The sequence below is a fragment of the Peribacillus sp. 05N428 genome (genome assembly GCF_056397085.1).
On the sequence record NZ_JBFTMS010000018.1, the window covers coordinates 76123 to 91581 of the forward strand.

Annotated in this window: 13 protein-coding genes; 9 read left to right on the forward strand and 4 right to left on the reverse strand. The window is 37.1% G+C overall.

Translation table 11 applies throughout. The features are described from left to right. The first annotated feature begins 104 nt into the window (after positions 1 to 104). The 5 genes from AC1DIV_RS17190 to AC1DIV_RS17210 all read left to right on the forward strand — a co-directional run bounded on the left by AC1DIV_RS17190 (position 105) and on the right by AC1DIV_RS17210 (position 6857). The gene (locus AC1DIV_RS17190) at positions 105 to 1994 is read left to right on the forward strand and encodes a sigma-54-dependent Fis family transcriptional regulator (RefSeq protein ID WP_340876449.1); all 1890 of its coding nucleotides are present in this window, start codon (positions 105 to 107) and stop codon (positions 1992 to 1994) included. 71 nt (positions 1995 to 2065) lie between these two features. Then, the gene (locus AC1DIV_RS17195) at positions 2066 to 3043 is read left to right on the forward strand and encodes an NAD(P)H-dependent flavin oxidoreductase (RefSeq protein WP_340876450.1); all 978 of its coding nucleotides are present in this window, start codon (positions 2066 to 2068) and stop codon (positions 3041 to 3043) included. A 930-nt stretch (positions 3044 to 3973) separates the two neighbouring features. After that, positions 3974 to 4312, forward strand: a complete 339-nt coding sequence (locus AC1DIV_RS17200) for a hypothetical protein (protein ID WP_340876452.1) — start codon at positions 3974 to 3976, stop codon at positions 4310 to 4312. A gap of 1623 nt (positions 4313 to 5935) precedes the next feature. Beyond that, positions 5936 to 6163 (forward strand): hypothetical protein, encoded by a 228-nt coding sequence (locus AC1DIV_RS17205; RefSeq protein WP_477576951.1) that lies wholly within the window; start codon positions 5936 to 5938, stop codon positions 6161 to 6163. Then, positions 6156 to 6857, forward strand: coding sequence for an exosporium leader peptide-containing protein (locus tag AC1DIV_RS17210; RefSeq protein ID WP_477576953.1), 702 nt, complete (start codon positions 6156 to 6158; stop codon positions 6855 to 6857). The genes AC1DIV_RS17205 and AC1DIV_RS17210 overlap by 8 nt, the downstream gene beginning before the upstream one ends. Positions 6858 to 7422: 565 nt before the next feature. On the opposite strand, the gene AC1DIV_RS17215 is transcribed toward AC1DIV_RS17210, so the two are convergent. Beyond that, the gene (locus tag AC1DIV_RS17215) at positions 7423 to 8064 is read right to left on the reverse strand and encodes a glycosyltransferase (RefSeq protein WP_328131529.1); all 642 of its coding nucleotides are present in this window, start codon (positions 8062 to 8064) and stop codon (positions 7423 to 7425) included. Positions 8065 to 8815: 751 nt separating this feature from the next. On the opposite strand from AC1DIV_RS17215, the gene AC1DIV_RS17220 reads away from it, so the two are divergent. Beyond that, on the forward strand, positions 8816 to 9847 hold the full coding sequence (locus AC1DIV_RS17220) for an acyltransferase family protein (protein ID WP_377332030.1): 1032 nt from the start codon (positions 8816 to 8818) through the stop codon (positions 9845 to 9847). A gap of 94 nt (positions 9848 to 9941) precedes the next feature. Here AC1DIV_RS17220 and AC1DIV_RS17225 read toward each other — a convergent pair whose 3' ends face one another. Together AC1DIV_RS17225 and AC1DIV_RS17230 are read right to left on the reverse strand one after the other, a co-directional pair. Further along, positions 9942 to 10916 (reverse strand): bile acid:sodium symporter family protein, encoded by a 975-nt coding sequence (locus AC1DIV_RS17225; protein WP_323596864.1) that lies wholly within the window; start codon positions 10914 to 10916, stop codon positions 9942 to 9944. 4 nt (positions 10917 to 10920) lie between these two features. Then, positions 10921 to 12309: an FAD-binding oxidoreductase gene (locus tag AC1DIV_RS17230; RefSeq protein ID WP_477576955.1), complete on the reverse strand. Its 1389-nt coding sequence runs from the start codon at positions 12307 to 12309 to the stop codon at positions 10921 to 10923. Positions 12310 to 12840: 531 nt separating this feature from the next. Between AC1DIV_RS17230 and AC1DIV_RS17235 the strand changes: the two genes are divergently transcribed. Continuing rightward, a complete protein-coding gene (locus AC1DIV_RS17235) occupies positions 12841 to 13629 on the forward strand; it encodes a FadR/GntR family transcriptional regulator (protein WP_340876462.1) in 789 nt (262 codons plus the stop codon). A gap of 188 nt (positions 13630 to 13817) precedes the next feature. On the opposite strand, the gene AC1DIV_RS17240 is transcribed toward AC1DIV_RS17235, so the two are convergent. Next, complete coding sequence (locus tag AC1DIV_RS17240; protein WP_477576957.1) at positions 13818 to 13997, reverse strand: hypothetical protein; 180 nt, start codon at positions 13995 to 13997, stop codon at positions 13818 to 13820. A 301-nt stretch (positions 13998 to 14298) separates the two neighbouring features. Between AC1DIV_RS17240 and AC1DIV_RS17245 the strand changes: the two genes are divergently transcribed. Together AC1DIV_RS17245 and AC1DIV_RS17250 are read left to right on the forward strand one after the other, a co-directional pair. Then, positions 14299 to 14670, forward strand: coding sequence for a cyclic-phosphate processing receiver domain-containing protein (locus AC1DIV_RS17245; RefSeq protein WP_057277645.1), 372 nt, complete (start codon positions 14299 to 14301; stop codon positions 14668 to 14670). 291 nt (positions 14671 to 14961) lie between these two features. Beyond that, complete coding sequence (locus AC1DIV_RS17250) at positions 14962 to 15450, forward strand: SDR family oxidoreductase (RefSeq protein WP_477576959.1); 489 nt, start codon at positions 14962 to 14964, stop codon at positions 15448 to 15450. Positions 15451 to 15459 lie beyond the last annotated feature (9 nt).

Here is a 15459-nt window from a genome sequence, read left to right on the forward strand (position 1 = left end):
TAAAAAGACCTCGAATAACATCCTATTTTATTACTCCATGGTATTTTTCCTCTAGATTGACTGGTCAAATGAAGGTTCAAACCAAATGATTAGAGGAGGATTATATGCTATCCACCAGTTGTTATCTACGTACATGGGAACGCTTTGTCAGTGAAGGGGTTCTCGATTCAAATCGTCTGAACAAGCGAATAATGGAATCCTGGTATCGCTGCAAAAAAGATCAAGTCAACCCATACCTTAATAAAGGCAAACATATTTTGACGAATGAATTATTGGACATTCAAAGAGAAAAAAACTCCTTCCTATTAGAAGTGGCATCACCCCAATTATCCAGGATGAATCAATCGATAAAAGAATCTGGAATGATGGCTTTATTGGTCGATCCGGATGGGTATGTCCTTTCACTTTCCGGAAACGAGAAAATCCTCGATGAGGCAGGAAAAATAAATTTTGTGGAGGGCGTATGCTGGACGGAGGGTGAGGTCGGAACGAACGCAATTGGAACAGCTTTGAAAACGGGTGAAGCCGTAATGATCCAAGGTACCGAGCACTATTCGATTGCCTCGCACAAATGGAGTTGCTCTGCGATGCCCATATTAAATGAAGACGGTAAGATATTGGGAGTTTTGGATATATCATGTCCAGTAGAATATTTCCATCCCTCCATGCTGGGGATGGTAGCCAATTTGGCGTATACGATCGAACAGGAAATGGGAATGCGTTCCTATAAAAAGGAGCTGGCACTGACCCAGCACTCGATAGAACTTGCAGAAACCTATCCAGATTTGCCTTTTATCGTATGTAATCATAAACAAATGATAATCTCCGCCAGTAAACAGGTTCGCAAAAAAATTCCTCAATCCATTGGTATGGCGTTGGCCGATCTGTTAAATCATGGATATCGAATCGTAAAGGAAAATCCGCTTCTATCCAAAGAGGATAATAGGATTTCCGGTAAGTGTTTATTCTTATCGGAGAATCATGGTCGTGAAGCCAATAGGCTTTTTCCTGCTTCAATGCCTTTAGAAAGATTTGCCTTCGAAGGGGAAAGGGGGATTAGTGAATCCTTTCATAACACATTACGTAAAGTGAAGCTTGTTGCACCGACAGAAGCAAATGTGTATATATCCGGTGAAACAGGTGTCGGGAAAGAGCTTATTGCCATGGCTATTCATGAAAATGGCATGCGCAAAAAAGGACCGTTCGTCACGATAAATTGCGGAGCCATACCTAAAGATTTAATGGAAAGTGAATTATTCGGGTATGTTGATGGCGCTTTTACAGGGGCTAAACGGCAAGGTCACAAAGGGAAGTTCGAGCAGGCAAATGGAGGAACCATTTTTCTCGATGAAATCGGTGAAATCCCTCAAGCGATGCAAGTTGCCTTACTGCGTGTTCTTCAGGAAAGAAAAATCGTTCCGATCGGCGGCACAAAAAGCATATCATTGGATATTCGCATTATCACTGCAACACACCGTAATCTTGAAGAGCTTGTCAATGAAGGTTCATTTCGGAAGGATTTATACTATCGGTTGAACGTTTACCCCATTCATGTACCTCCCTTAAGGGAAAGGATTGAAGATATTCCTTATCTGGTCAACTACTTGTGTTCGAAGAATAGTTGGAATATTCCATTAACGGAAGAATTATTGAATCGTTTAAAGGAGTACAATTGGCCAGGCAATATTAGAGAATTGCAGAATGTACTTCAGCGATTGACCATCTTACTAGCAGAAGGACCTCTGGATTATGTTAAAGTGTTGAATTCCATGCATTCACAGCCGGTTACACAGCATGATGAGTTCCCTGCATGGGAGGAACCTGGTGGTAAAAAAGGAATCAAGGGAAATGAACTGACGATCCGTGAAAAAATTCAACGGGATCTAATGATAGAGGCATTACAAAAATCAAGAGGAAATGTCACTTCTGCAGCAAAGCTGATGGATATACCAAGAAGTACATTTTACAAGCGGCTCCATAAGTATGGTATATAGACATGCGTGTGTACATTATGTAAGAAAAGCAAACTTATAGAAATCCTTTAAAAATGAAAGGGGTATGGCAAATGAAAACGAGAATGACTGAATTATTGGGGATTGAATATCCGATTATTTGCGGCGGGATGTTTCAAGTTGGCCGAGCCCCGCTCGCAGCCGCTGTTTCAGAAGCGGGGGGACTTGGTATCATCACTTCGAAAACACAGGTGACACCAGAGGGTCTCCGTGATGAAATACGCAAAGTGAAAACTTTGACCAAGAAACCCTTTGCTGTCAACCTGAACCTATTTCCAAGTCAAACGGCAACCCCGAATGATGAGTTCATCGATATTTTAATTGAGGAAGATGTGAAAATTGTTGAAACGAGTGGCCGAAGCCCAGAAAGTTTAATGCCCAGACTTAAAGAGCACGACTTTACCGTGTTACATAAGGTAGCGAACGTCAAAAACGCTGTGTCTGCAGAGAAATTAGGAGTCGATGCCATTATTATTGTCGGGAATGAAACAGGCGGACATCCAGGCATGGGGGATGTAGGAACGCTTGTCATGCTCCCTAGAGCCGTTGACTCTGTAAATATACCAGTAATAGCTGGAGGGGGATTTTCGGATGGGAGGGGCCTTATCAGCGCCTTATCACTCGGTGCTGAAGGTATCGTCATGGGGACTCGCTTTATGGCAACGCAAGAAGCACCGATTCATGAAAACGTGAAGCAGTGGATGGTATCGGCCAATGAAACGGATACGGTCGTCATCCAACGGAATATAGGCAGTCCTTCGCGTGTAGCATTAAATGCCGTCAGTAAAGAAGTGGACAAACTTGAAAATGAAGGTGCCACTATAGAGGAATTGATTCCGCTAATTACGGGACAAAGAAGCAAGGAAGTTTACTTTGAAGGAAATTTAGACGGAGGCATCTGGTCATGCGGTCAATCCGTAGGACTCATAAAAGAAATATTGACCGTCAATGAACTGATCAAACAAATCGTCCAAGAAGCAAAAAACTCGTTCGAATTCATCCAAAGCCGTATCGAATCCATTCGAACATAAATAACCTAACTGGAACATGCGATCAATAGTGATTTCGTGTTCCTTTTTTTATCTATTAAACATAAAGTTCCATAGGTGGTCAAGAATAGACTTTTTCAAAAATGCATGACCGTTATTTATAACAGAAGAATGATTTATAACTCTAACGAGAAAGGCCAATTCAATAGAAAAAAGCTACATAGCCGATCAATTACTTGCTAACTAACTTTAAGCAACTTCTTAATAAAGACTTTCACAAGTAAAAAACCAAAGAAAAAGGTAATTAACATTTCGTGAGTGTTTACATAACATTTTTATTCAGCTAAATCAAATAAAGCTTGAGATCTTAAAACCATTCTAATTTCTTCTGGCATATTTAATTCCTGAAACTTTTAAACCTTTTTATATGAAATGCAAAATCGACTTTTACGATTTTATTTCACTCATGAGAAACAAGAACTGATTGCTGAAAGTAGGTGTGGCTCTAAACAAATTTGATTTGCCTTATAACCCTTGGGAGCTTCCTATTGATTCACTGCATGTTTGCTGCACATATGAAAGCGGTCAATGCTTGTTATTGTACATCAAAACTCGATGGCGGATTGAGCATCATTAAGTTTAAAACATTTTTTAAAGGTTATTCATGCTATAGGCTGCTATGGGGTTAATTAAGAAAGCTTATAGGAGATTATGTGGCCAAATGGAGGATCTATCATCAATTTCAGGTAGAAAGCGGAACTTTCATGATAAAAAACCTATTGAATTGTCATTGAGATAAATTATATTTATATAATTTTTATTGAGTGTTAACCCGTGATTTTTTTCATTTATCCATTTAATTTATATATAAGAATAATAAAAATGAAAAATATGTAAATAAATCAAGGGTATTTAGATTACTGCAGAATTATTAGATGACGATAATAGGTCTTTAGGAAAGGAGGGAGCAATATGAAGAAAAAGATTAGTTGTGCATTTACCCTAGCTGCTTTTTTAATAGGAGGGGCAATCATTTATTACTCAATTTCTATATCTTTATACACAGCTACAGAAGATTTAAATGAATTCCCTGTACCTAAAAATGCTGAATTGGTTCAGTTAAATGAACAAGGGAATAGATATGAATGGTCAAGGGCTTCTGAAGAAGACCGCATTCCATTTGGATATGCAATGGCCCTTAAAGCGAATGGATGGAAAAAGGGGAAAAGTTCAGTTTTATACATGAAGGAAAATAATAAAATAGATTTAATTACCACAACCAAGCAATTAGAGATCCTTAGAGTGAAATGACTAAGGATGATAAATACTAATTGAATAATCCGATTTATAGCATAAAAATGACTGAAAACGAAATATGTTAACAATTAGCAGATAAATTAAAATTCAATATATAAATCAAGAAAACTTTAATGACCGTAACTGATGTGAAATTAGCTTAAATCCAAATCTTATTGCGAATTTAAACCGAATTTTTAATTGAAGATCAATCATTTTAATTGGAACAATATTTATTTACGTTTTAAAGTATAAGTTAACAATGACTAATTAATAAAAAAATTATAGATAAATAATGGCAATGATTAAATATAAAAAATCTGCATCTCGTCTCACTAAGTTAAGTATTCTTAAGATATGAGACAAAATAAACATTAAAAATACAACTTCCTATAATATATATTATGTAAACTAGAAAAATGTTTAATAAAAATGATTCTTTCCTTTAATGTCTACCGCCCCTCATCTATTAAACATTTTTAACAACGACTACCCCTGACATATAGACATCCATACGGAAAATCATTTTTACGAATGTTTTAGCTTCTCTATTTTCCTTTTATGATTAATTCTAAATTCCTGTCAAGACTTTCTTTTTAAAATTATTATCTAATTGATAAATATCCTTGTTGAACCGTTTATTATTTGATTCATTTCCTTATTCCCGAAATAATTCACAAATCTTTACAAATATCCTATTCATGAATCTAAACTTTTCAAATATACCCCAGGGTGATTCAAATTTAGAAATCCATGATTTTCCACACGCAACGGGATTCGACAATACTTTCTTTTACGAAAATCATATTTCTCAGTTGCAACAATCCATTGTTCGGAATTCGCTTGGAAGACTTGAAAGTTTAAGCTACACGGTTACATTGGCAGAACCGGAGGCTTCTTAATTCAGTTAACCAATCCGATTCCATATATAAGACGCTCTCCCCTTTTACAAATGAACTGCGTCTTCTTCAGTATTGCTTTTTTCCCCAGAAGTTAATTTTCATGGTATTTCAACAAGCACATTTATAGGTTTTTTTATGTTCAGTATATACATAACGTTGATAAATCGATATTCCAGCTTCTTCTTTAAAATAATTTGCCCAAACGATATTCAGCTATCATTCTTAATTGTACGCATTCAATATAACCCATTCAATATAACCCATTCAATATAACTTTAAATAGATCCTTATTTTTAAAAAAACAAACTTAAAAATCCAAGCCTTTTTTTTATATCGGCATATATAGTGTAGAAAGGGAGTGATTAACTTGGCCGATTACGATAATAATTGTTGCAAAGAATCACACTGCGGAAAACAGGACCTCAAGAACCAGGGGGTGCTTTGGCTTAATCATTGTACAAATCCGTCTGGGAATTTTGTCATAAGATTTTGATTTCCAAGGATTCAGTTTAAATACAATCCCGAATCCGGAAACAAATGAGATCACTGTCTCTCTAAGTGGTGTCTATGAAATAAGTGCCGACCTTGTGTTACTAATGAACTTGAAACTTCATTATTCACGATTAACTGAAGTGTCATAGGGCCCATTCCAGGTTCCTCTTTCGAAATCGTAACAGGATTGACAAGTCAAACTGGAGAACCTTCATGGTTTAACACTATAGGTAAGACCGTCCAAGTGGAATTAAATGCAGGAGAAAAAGTGTTTGTGTTTATTCAAAATGTGAGTGGAAGTGTTTCTTATAGATCTCCGTCACTTACTGTAAAACTACGTATAGGACCCCTTGTATCCTCTGCTAAAGAGGAAATAGAAACTATTAAAGCAGAAAGAGAAACGGAAAAAACAGAAAAAAAGCTTCATTGCTCGACTTTTCGGAAAGTGAACAATGAGAAAAAGGGTGAGTAAAATAGATAAGCCAATTCAAGGTCGTAGATTTGTTGACACGACCTATAAGTGTAAAAAAGATGATTTCTTTAATAAAAAAGATGATTTCGTCAATAAAAAAGATCATAAAAAATGTAAGGATTGTGAACAAGGTCCTCGAGGACCTCAAGGACCTCAAGGGTTTCAAGGACTTCCAGGACCTCCAGGACCTCCAGGACCAGGGGGTGCTTTGGCTTATGGATCACTGTACGATCCGTCTGGAAATTTTGTCACAGTGTCTACGGTAAATCCCCCTACTCTGGGGCAGAAGGTTGTTTTCACAACTCCTGGGCCGTTATTAGGAACAGCTCCTTTTCCTCCTGGTCTTGGACCTTATACTGATATTGAGGTTCTGACTGCTGGGGTATATGAGATTAGCATGGATTTAACAGCTAGACTAATTAATGCTTCTAACTTAACGTTTAATACCGAAGTGCAGTTCAGGTTATTCATCAATGACACAACCCCAGTTCTTGAAAGTACTTTTGAATCCTTTAATCGAATTACAGGGGGTCCAGGCGGGCAACCATCGCAAGTTGAAACTAGAAACACGATAGGAAGAACAATCCAACTTCAATTATCCGCAAACGATAGGCTAAGTATTAGGGTTATTACTGCATCTGCCAATGTAACATATAGGTATCCCTCATTAGTAGTCACAAAAATCGCCAACTAGCTGCAAGGTCAGTAAATAGGAGCAAGAAGAGCCCTACCTAAATGTTGTGTTGTGGGCTTTTTCCGATTTACTGAACGTGGTGGTTTTGGGTACACACATTAGTGGAATCATAATGTCAAAAAATTAAAAAGACAGTAGATTCGTATTTATTAATATAGTGACACAAACACAAACCTGCTGTCTTTTGATTAATTTGTATTTTTGTTAATCGAATGAAAAACAACACTTTTGTGTCTTGATCACTCTACTTTATTATTTGTTTTAGCTTCTACTCCACTGATTATTAACTAATGAGAAATATCCCCATACCCTTAATAATTCGAAAAGTGAAATTTACCTTTCTTCAGTTGTCATTAAAGCGTTCATAGCACTGGCATGATGCTAAAGAAATCTCTTTTATAAAAGAGGTTGTGAAGGAATGTACTTAAAGTAACCGTGCAGTACAGTGTAATAATGCAGTTACGCAACAGCGCGCATTTGATTGAACCACCTATATAAACATAATCAATTCATCTCTCAACATGAAAGAATCCTCCAACAGATTGCTGGAGGATTCTTAAGATTATTATTTAAACTTATCCGGAAACTGCTTTATAACTCCCGCAGAGATAGTATCTGCCATTAGGATTATATGTGTGACCCCTTCGTCAATTGCAACGATTCTTGCGTTCCAATCTTTTGCTAAGCTTGCAGTTAAATCATTTGTCACAAATTTCAGATGCATATACAGCAAATTTTTTAGATCCTCATTTTTTAAATAGGGGTTGGCACCGCTAAGGAAAGCTGCTATTTCATCAGCATTTCTATACCATTCTTTGTTTAGCTGTTTCACCAAGGCATCATTTCCGCTTTTAGCCGCATCTACAATCTTTCCCGCAATTACAATATGCTCCTTAAGCAGATCCGTAAGTTTGTTACCAGCTTTCTCTCCGTATACTGGCTTTACAGCATTACCAATATCCTCCTGATTCTTTAGAAGTCTAGCCAGTACCTGTGTTTGATCCTCCGCTCCAGCGGTGGTTGCACTTGTTATATAATTACTTGTCCATAATACATGATCAATCCAAAGTCTCCTGAATTCATTTTCGAAGTTTACCTCAGATTGGCTAATACGTTGTTCCTGTGGCTTAGCGTATGCGCTAGTTGTTCCGGCCACCATGTTTAGAGGAAATAATAAAATAAATCCCATCAACAATAATTTTTTCATAAAACCATCTCCTTCCAAAGTTAAAAAGTTCCTTTTTATTATTGATATATGCGAATTTTATATGCATAAAATTGCTTGTACTTACCATGTTTATATTAAATTGGAATTAGATGGACTCACATCGTCCAATGTAAGCTGTTTTGTATAAAATCAGGTCATCAATCATGATTAATACACAGACACAGCTACGTCGCATTGGTGCTTTAAATAGGATGAATTAATGTTTAAATTACTTGAAAATTCAGGAATGAGACGCAAAGAATTAGTGAATTTAATATGGGAGCAAGTTAATAGAGAAAGTAGAAAATAAGAACGCCTCCTCCCCCTTCATCACATTGTCTTACCAAAACTATTAAGCATTCTTTTAGAGCAGCAAAAATTAAATGTTTTTAATATATCAGCAGGACTTATGCTCCAGCATGTGTGCAGTGCTCCAAGCAATGATAATTAAATATCAATTTGCAAGTTGCAATCAGAAAGTCTCCCATTTCCCTTAGTCAAAAGGCTTGATTACAGGGGTTTCTTCTGTAAGGGCCAGATTAACAAGAACATAGGCATTCAAATGATTACTATCTGTATAGTGAAGCTACTACTATAAACAGACCACCCTCCTGAACGATTAGCTGTTCATTAATTAAGTCTTACAGTATCTTGTAATTGGAATCAGAAAGAGAAAAATAAATTTTTCTTTGGTGTACATAATATAGGGAATAACCAATGATAGTAAAAGTGTTATGAAAAGGGTGAACAAATGGAAAGAAATAACGCGATTGACTTTATTAAATTTTTTGCCATATTTTCTGTTGTAGTCATTCATGTATTCCCTAGGGATAGCCAAATTGGTCTATTTATTCTCGATAACCTCTCAAGGTTTGCGGTGCCATTCTTCTTTACTGCATCTGGTTATTTGTTCGGTCAAAAGATGATCCATAAAAGGGATTCCTTTGATTATTTTAAAAGGTATATTATAAAAATCTTGAAACTGTATTTGTGCTGGCTCTTCTTTTATATGATGTATGATGTTCTAATTCTTTATAAAGATGCTGCCGATGTACCAAAGGAATTTGCGCAATACATTAATCATTTTTCTTTTCTTGACCTTTTATATTACGGAACTGGGACTAGCGGATACCAATTGTGGTTTTTAACCGCATTAATTTGGAGTGTTATCATTCTATTCGGTTTTTTTAAGTTAAAAAAAGCATGGCTTCTTTTACCCATTAGCTTAATATTCAACTTGTTAGGTCTTTTCGGACAATCGTATTCGGTATTCTATGATCTTCCTCTGAGTACACGGGATGCTTTATTCATTGGTCTTTTTTATACAACTTTGGGATTCTTCTTTGCGGATGATAAATTCTTTAAAAAGTCGGGAGCAATAACAGCCAAAACCAATTTATCTTTAATTTTTATCTTCTTTACTATCCAAGTGGTAGAAGGATACTTATTAGAAAAGATATTATCGGGAAGTCATGGGGAGTATTTTATTTCTACTATCTTTTTAACTGCATTTCTTTTTTTATTTGCATTAAATAATAAAACATTGGGGAAAGATTTGTTCATTACAAAAGTAGGAGGAAGAGCTCTAGGTATATACATTGTTCATGTAGTCTTCATCGATATTTTTGATTTAATTATATCGGCACTAAGAATGGATCATATATCTGACAATCTTTTCTTAAAACTATTTGAGACACTCCTTATAATTACGATGTCGTACATTTCTTATGACCTGCTTCAATATTTCAAAAGGCGTTTAAGCGAATTGGTAAAAATCAGTTAGTGGAAGGTTAAAACCCTTACTTAGTGCTGGGATTTATAGATAACAAAAAAAACCCCTGTTGGAAGCATGGGATTTTTTTAAAATTACATATAAATTAAAGCTTGGTCTCCACCGGATGAACTATCGGTTCCTCTATACTGTCGCCAGCATGTTTTTTTGACCAGTAAGTCGCGAGAATTGGTCCCGATATGTTGTGCCATGCAGCAGCCAGGACGCTTGGAAGGGCTGCCAGCGGGCCGAAATGTGCAGTGGCAAGCGCAACACCTAACCCGGAGTTCTGCATGCCCACTTCAATCGAAATCGCTCTTCTATTCACTTCATCAAGTCCAAGCACTTTTGCTGCTAAGTAACCAAAAAGTAACCCAAATCCGTTATGAAGCATCACGGCAGTAAAAATAAGGAACCCGGAAGCAGCAATGCTAGCTGCGTTGCCTGAGACTACTGCGCTTACAATAGTAATGATGGCTGCTACCGAAATAAGTGGTAAAACGGTCAAGCTTTTTTCAACTGCTACTGGGAAAAACCGCTTAATGGCCAATCCTAAAACAATCGGTAGAAGGATGACTTGTACAATGGACTTAAACATATCAAAAAAATCAACAGGCATCCATTGTCCTGCCAGCAAAAGCAGAAGCAGCGGTGTCATGATTGGAGCCAGTAAAGTTGAAACCGAAGTCATAGCTATCGATAAAGGTACATTCCCTTTTGCAAGATATACCATCACGTTAGAGGCTGTTCCGCCTGGTACACAACCAAGCAATACCAGACCTGCAGCTAATTCGGCTGGCAAATTCATGAGTTTAGCAAGAAGGAATGCTACAGATGGCATAATGATAAACTGGGCGCAAACTCCAATTATCACGGGCAGTGGTTTAGTAATAATGATTTTAAAATCAACTGCCTTCAAAGTGAGCCCCATTCCAAACATGACAACGCCAAGCAATATTGTAATGAATCCCCCCAATCCCAAAAATGGCTCAGGAAATATAAAAGCAATGACGGATATTAAGATAACCCAAACAGCAAAATATTTTCCGGCTACTGCGCTTAATGCTTCTAATACTTTCATTCCATCACACTCTTTCTAGCATTAATATTTTATTTGGATTTAATAAATTATCTGGATCAAGGGCTAATTTGATTTTTTCCATCACAAACAGTGAGTTCCCATGTTCTTTTTCCTGATATTTTTGTTTACCGACCCCAACACCATGTTCGCCAGTACATGTTCCCTTACGTTCTAGGGCATACAGGACAATTTGTTCATTTAGCTGTTCTGCTCTTTTAATCTCTTCTTGATTATTGTTATCAATCATTAAGAGTACGTGATAGTTCCCGTCGCCTACATGGCCGACGATCCCACCGGTAAGGCCAAGGAAATCAATAGCTTCCCTTGCGTGGTGAATGGCACCGGACAGCTCTGAAATCGGAAGGCAGACATCAGTCACCATCAGTTTTTTCCCAGGATTGCCATGAATATAAGCATAGGCAAGATTATGGCGAGCTTCCCATAGGCGGTTCCTGGCAGCATTATCTGTTTCAAATTCAATATCGAAACAATTATGTTCAGCTACTATTTCCTTAGTGAACTCTATGTCTTGCTTTAACCCGGCTTCATTTCCATGAAACTCCAAAAATAGTGTTGGCGCTTCGTTATAGCTTGTATCACTATAAAGGTTAACCTGCTTCATTGAGGGTTCATCGACAAGTTCCACCCTTGCTATTGGAACACCTGACTGCAAAATGGATACAACAGCTTCCACCGCATGGGTCAATGTCGGAAATGATGCTCTTGCCGCCATAACGTGCTCAGGAATTCCGTAAACTCTTAACGTCAATTCCGTAAAGCAGCCAAGCGTTCCCTCTGATCCAACAAAAAGGCCGTTTAGATGGTAGCCTGATGACGATTTAGCGGCCAAATTGCCAGTATGTATAATCGAACCATCTGCAAGTACCACTTCAAGATCACGGACTTGATCACGCATCACACCATATTTAACTGATGTCGTTCCACTGGCATTTGTTGCCGCCATTCCGCCAAGAGTAGCATCAGCTCCCGGGTCAACGGAAAAAAACAAACCGTATTTTTTTAATTCTTTGTTTAGTTGCGAACGCGTTACGCCAGGCTGAACTTTTACGAGAAAATCGTTTTCACGCACTTCCAGGATTTTATTCATTAGTGAAAAATCAATTGTTATGCCATGGTTGTATGGTATGACATGTCCCTCGAGGCTTGATCCCAACCCAAAAGGAACCATCGGGATTTTGTACTTATTTGCCAATTTCACAACTTCACTGACTTGCTGTGCTGTTTCCGGAAATACAACAATATCAGGAAGACTTACAGCATGATAGGATTCATCTCTGGCATGCAATTCTCTTACTGTCTGGTTTTCCGTTACTTGACTTTCCGAAAGGATTTGCTTTAAATCGTTGATTAAATTTACACTAGCCGCTTCCATTCTATTCTCCTTCTTTCTGCTATAGCATCCGTTTTTGTCATATCAAAAACTTTGGTCGTACCTATACCAATATTTAGTTTCTTCTTCTATTCTTCAACTGAGTATCAAGAGATGGTTTCCCCCTCCTTAAATGGCTTTATATGATACCGCTTCCATTTATCGGATAATTGGTCTAACCAATTTTCATTATACTAAATTTTTTGACTTTTTCAACAATTATCCGTTTTATACTTTTCTCCATAAAAATATGCTTTATTCTCAATATTTATAGTTAATTTTCCATCCTTATAACAAAAACCCAAATGACCTTTAATAGCCATGTGAACGTAATTTGACTGAATCTAGACCATAATATTTTTACAATATTGGTCTAACCAATTAAAATATCAGATTTTTTGAACAGTTATTTATTTAAATTTTATAATTGGGGATTATCCCCTTGCTTCATAAATGAATGCTTGTTAGAATGATTTCACTAATAGTCGTACCAGCAAGTTGTTAGGGTTGTCATGGAAGGATGGGAAGAAAGTAATGGATTCAATACCAGTTAAATCTCCCAAAGTGTACGAAGTCATCTTCAATCAAATTAAGGAATCTTTTATTAACGGTGAATTGAAACCTGGAGATAAATTACCGCCTGAACGCGAATTATCCAACCTTTTTAAAGTGAGTCGAACATCAATCAGGGAAGCCCTTCGAGTATTGGAGATAAACGGAGTCATTGAGATTAGACCAGGTGATGGAACATTTATCAGACAATCTGATGTTAAATCACTGATTGAACAGCTATCCACCTCAATCATCAAATCTGAGGAAAACATGGTCTATGAAATGCTTGAAGTCCGTCGAGTAATTGAAACGGAGTGTGCTTTTCTTGCTGCGCAGAGAGCAAACTCTCTTGATTTACAAAATATCCTTAAAGCTCTAGAAGAAATGGCACGCTCGGAACATGATGAAGAATTAGGCTTGCGAGCAGATCTGCTTTTTCACCATAGTATTGCACAAGCCACAAATAATTCCATATATGCTGGATTGGTTCATACTTTAAGTGACCAAATGAAAAATACGATTCGTGCCACCAGACGGCATCGTTTCGCAAAACCAGGTCATTTTCAAGAAACGCTTCAAGAACATAAAGAAATCTACTATTCCATCGCATTAAAGGACGCGGACAAAGCCAAGCAACTAATGAATGCCCATATCATTCGCATTAGAGAGCAGATGGCTGCGGCTACACTTGAAAGCATTGGAGAAGATGCAAAAATTGCTGCTTATCCAAATAAAAATGACCAGCCTCACAATGCTGTAGGTGAAAAATAAAGTTCCGCTTGCAATATGATTAACCCAATATGGAACTACACCTCTAAAATTATCAACTTAGTGATTTTTTAACCTTGGCCTATTAATTGACACTACTTTGCCCAATAAAAAAAGCGCCTTTCTCAGAGGGCGCTAAGCTGGTTAATTATAGTTAAAAAATTGATCCCCTATATAAGTAAATGTTGGTTTTATCCTTTTGACATAGTGAAGGAATCAATGTTACATACTTTTAGAGCATTATCAATCAATGAAAGCTGTTCATTAATCATTGATAAGTAGGAAATATGATAGTCATTAATTTGTTCCTTTAACTCCAACAACAGCGTTTTGTCCCTTAATATAAGGTAAATCTCGTCTTGATGTAACATATCACTTCTCCTTTTAATCAAGATATTACCTTTTACCCAAATTATTACAATCATTAACTTATAAGCGGATGTTTTGTACTATATTTCACAAGGGATTGCTCGGTAACAGTTCCTTCTTATAGTAAAGGTCCGCTAGTTGAAGTAGCACGACGATCTAAAAAAGGCTGTCGTAAAGTAGTATTAAACGTCGAATATGCCCCCTTCTTACCTTGTTGTGTTAGACTTAATAGATAAAACCATATTTTCTTGGTTTTAATTGACTTTTCTTAGTCACACTTGCATAAGCAAAGGAGTGAAGGAAATGGAGAAAATCAGCGTTTTTTTGGATGACTATCGGAAAGCACCCGATGGCTATGTGTTAGTCGAGACTATTGACGAATGTTTAGAGCTATTGCAAAACTTTGATATTGAACATCTCTCTTTAGACCATGATTTATTAAATAAAACCAGGAATGGTTTTATGCTTGTTCAAGAGATGGTGAAAGAAAAATTATTTGCTAATCGCATTACTATTCACTCTGCCAATTCAGTTGGCGGTAAAGCGATGTACAACTGTTTAAAGCAAGCACAACGGAATTTAACTATGCCCCCTGCCATTATCGTATCCTTACGACCATTGCCCCTCAAATTCTTCCCGTCAAAGGTCCTACAACATTATATAGATATACGGTAACCCCCTTCTCAATCTCAATTACATTTCACCCATTCTTTTTTACATTAGACAGTAGGTAAGATAAATAGTAAATCGAAAGGGCAACTTTAATCCGAGTTGCTCTTTTTGTATTTCTGCTTTGTTTAAGAGATCGAATATCATTCATTGCACACTTTGCGATCATCCACATGTGAACAACTTGATCATCGAATTACTTTTTCTTTCTGGCTGCTTATATCTATATCCCAACTCCCATAGCATTGTACCGCCAAGCAGAAGTTCATACCGGGTACACATAAAGATTCGACACATATGAGATATGTAATTTTAAAGTTACTATCCTCCCCCCTGCCCTATCGCCTAATTAATTTTGGTGATTTCTTAAGACATAGCCACCCAGATCTTTCAATTTTCTGTGGTGATTTTTCCTTCTTTGAGGCTTTGTCATCCGTTGTAAAAGGTAAACAGTTATCTTTTGTGCTTTTTTGCCATTACTGCCTCCTGATTAAACCAATAAATTTAATTGGAGCTGTTTATAGCGCAACGAAAGCAGCTGTAAATATGATTAGTGAAACGTTACGTCAAGAGGAAGCCGTGGCTGGAAGTATTGTTCGGGTGTCGATTGTTTCTCCAGGAGCTATAACAACAGAATTAACTCAAACTATTGCTGATACAGACTTGAAAGGTCCGTTCGAAGAATTATACGATGCTTTTGCGATTAGTCCTGCCCGTATAGCGGAAACGATTCTAGATGTTACCGTTAATGAGTTTATTGTAAGACCATCTCGACAACAGCCTTAATCGATAAAA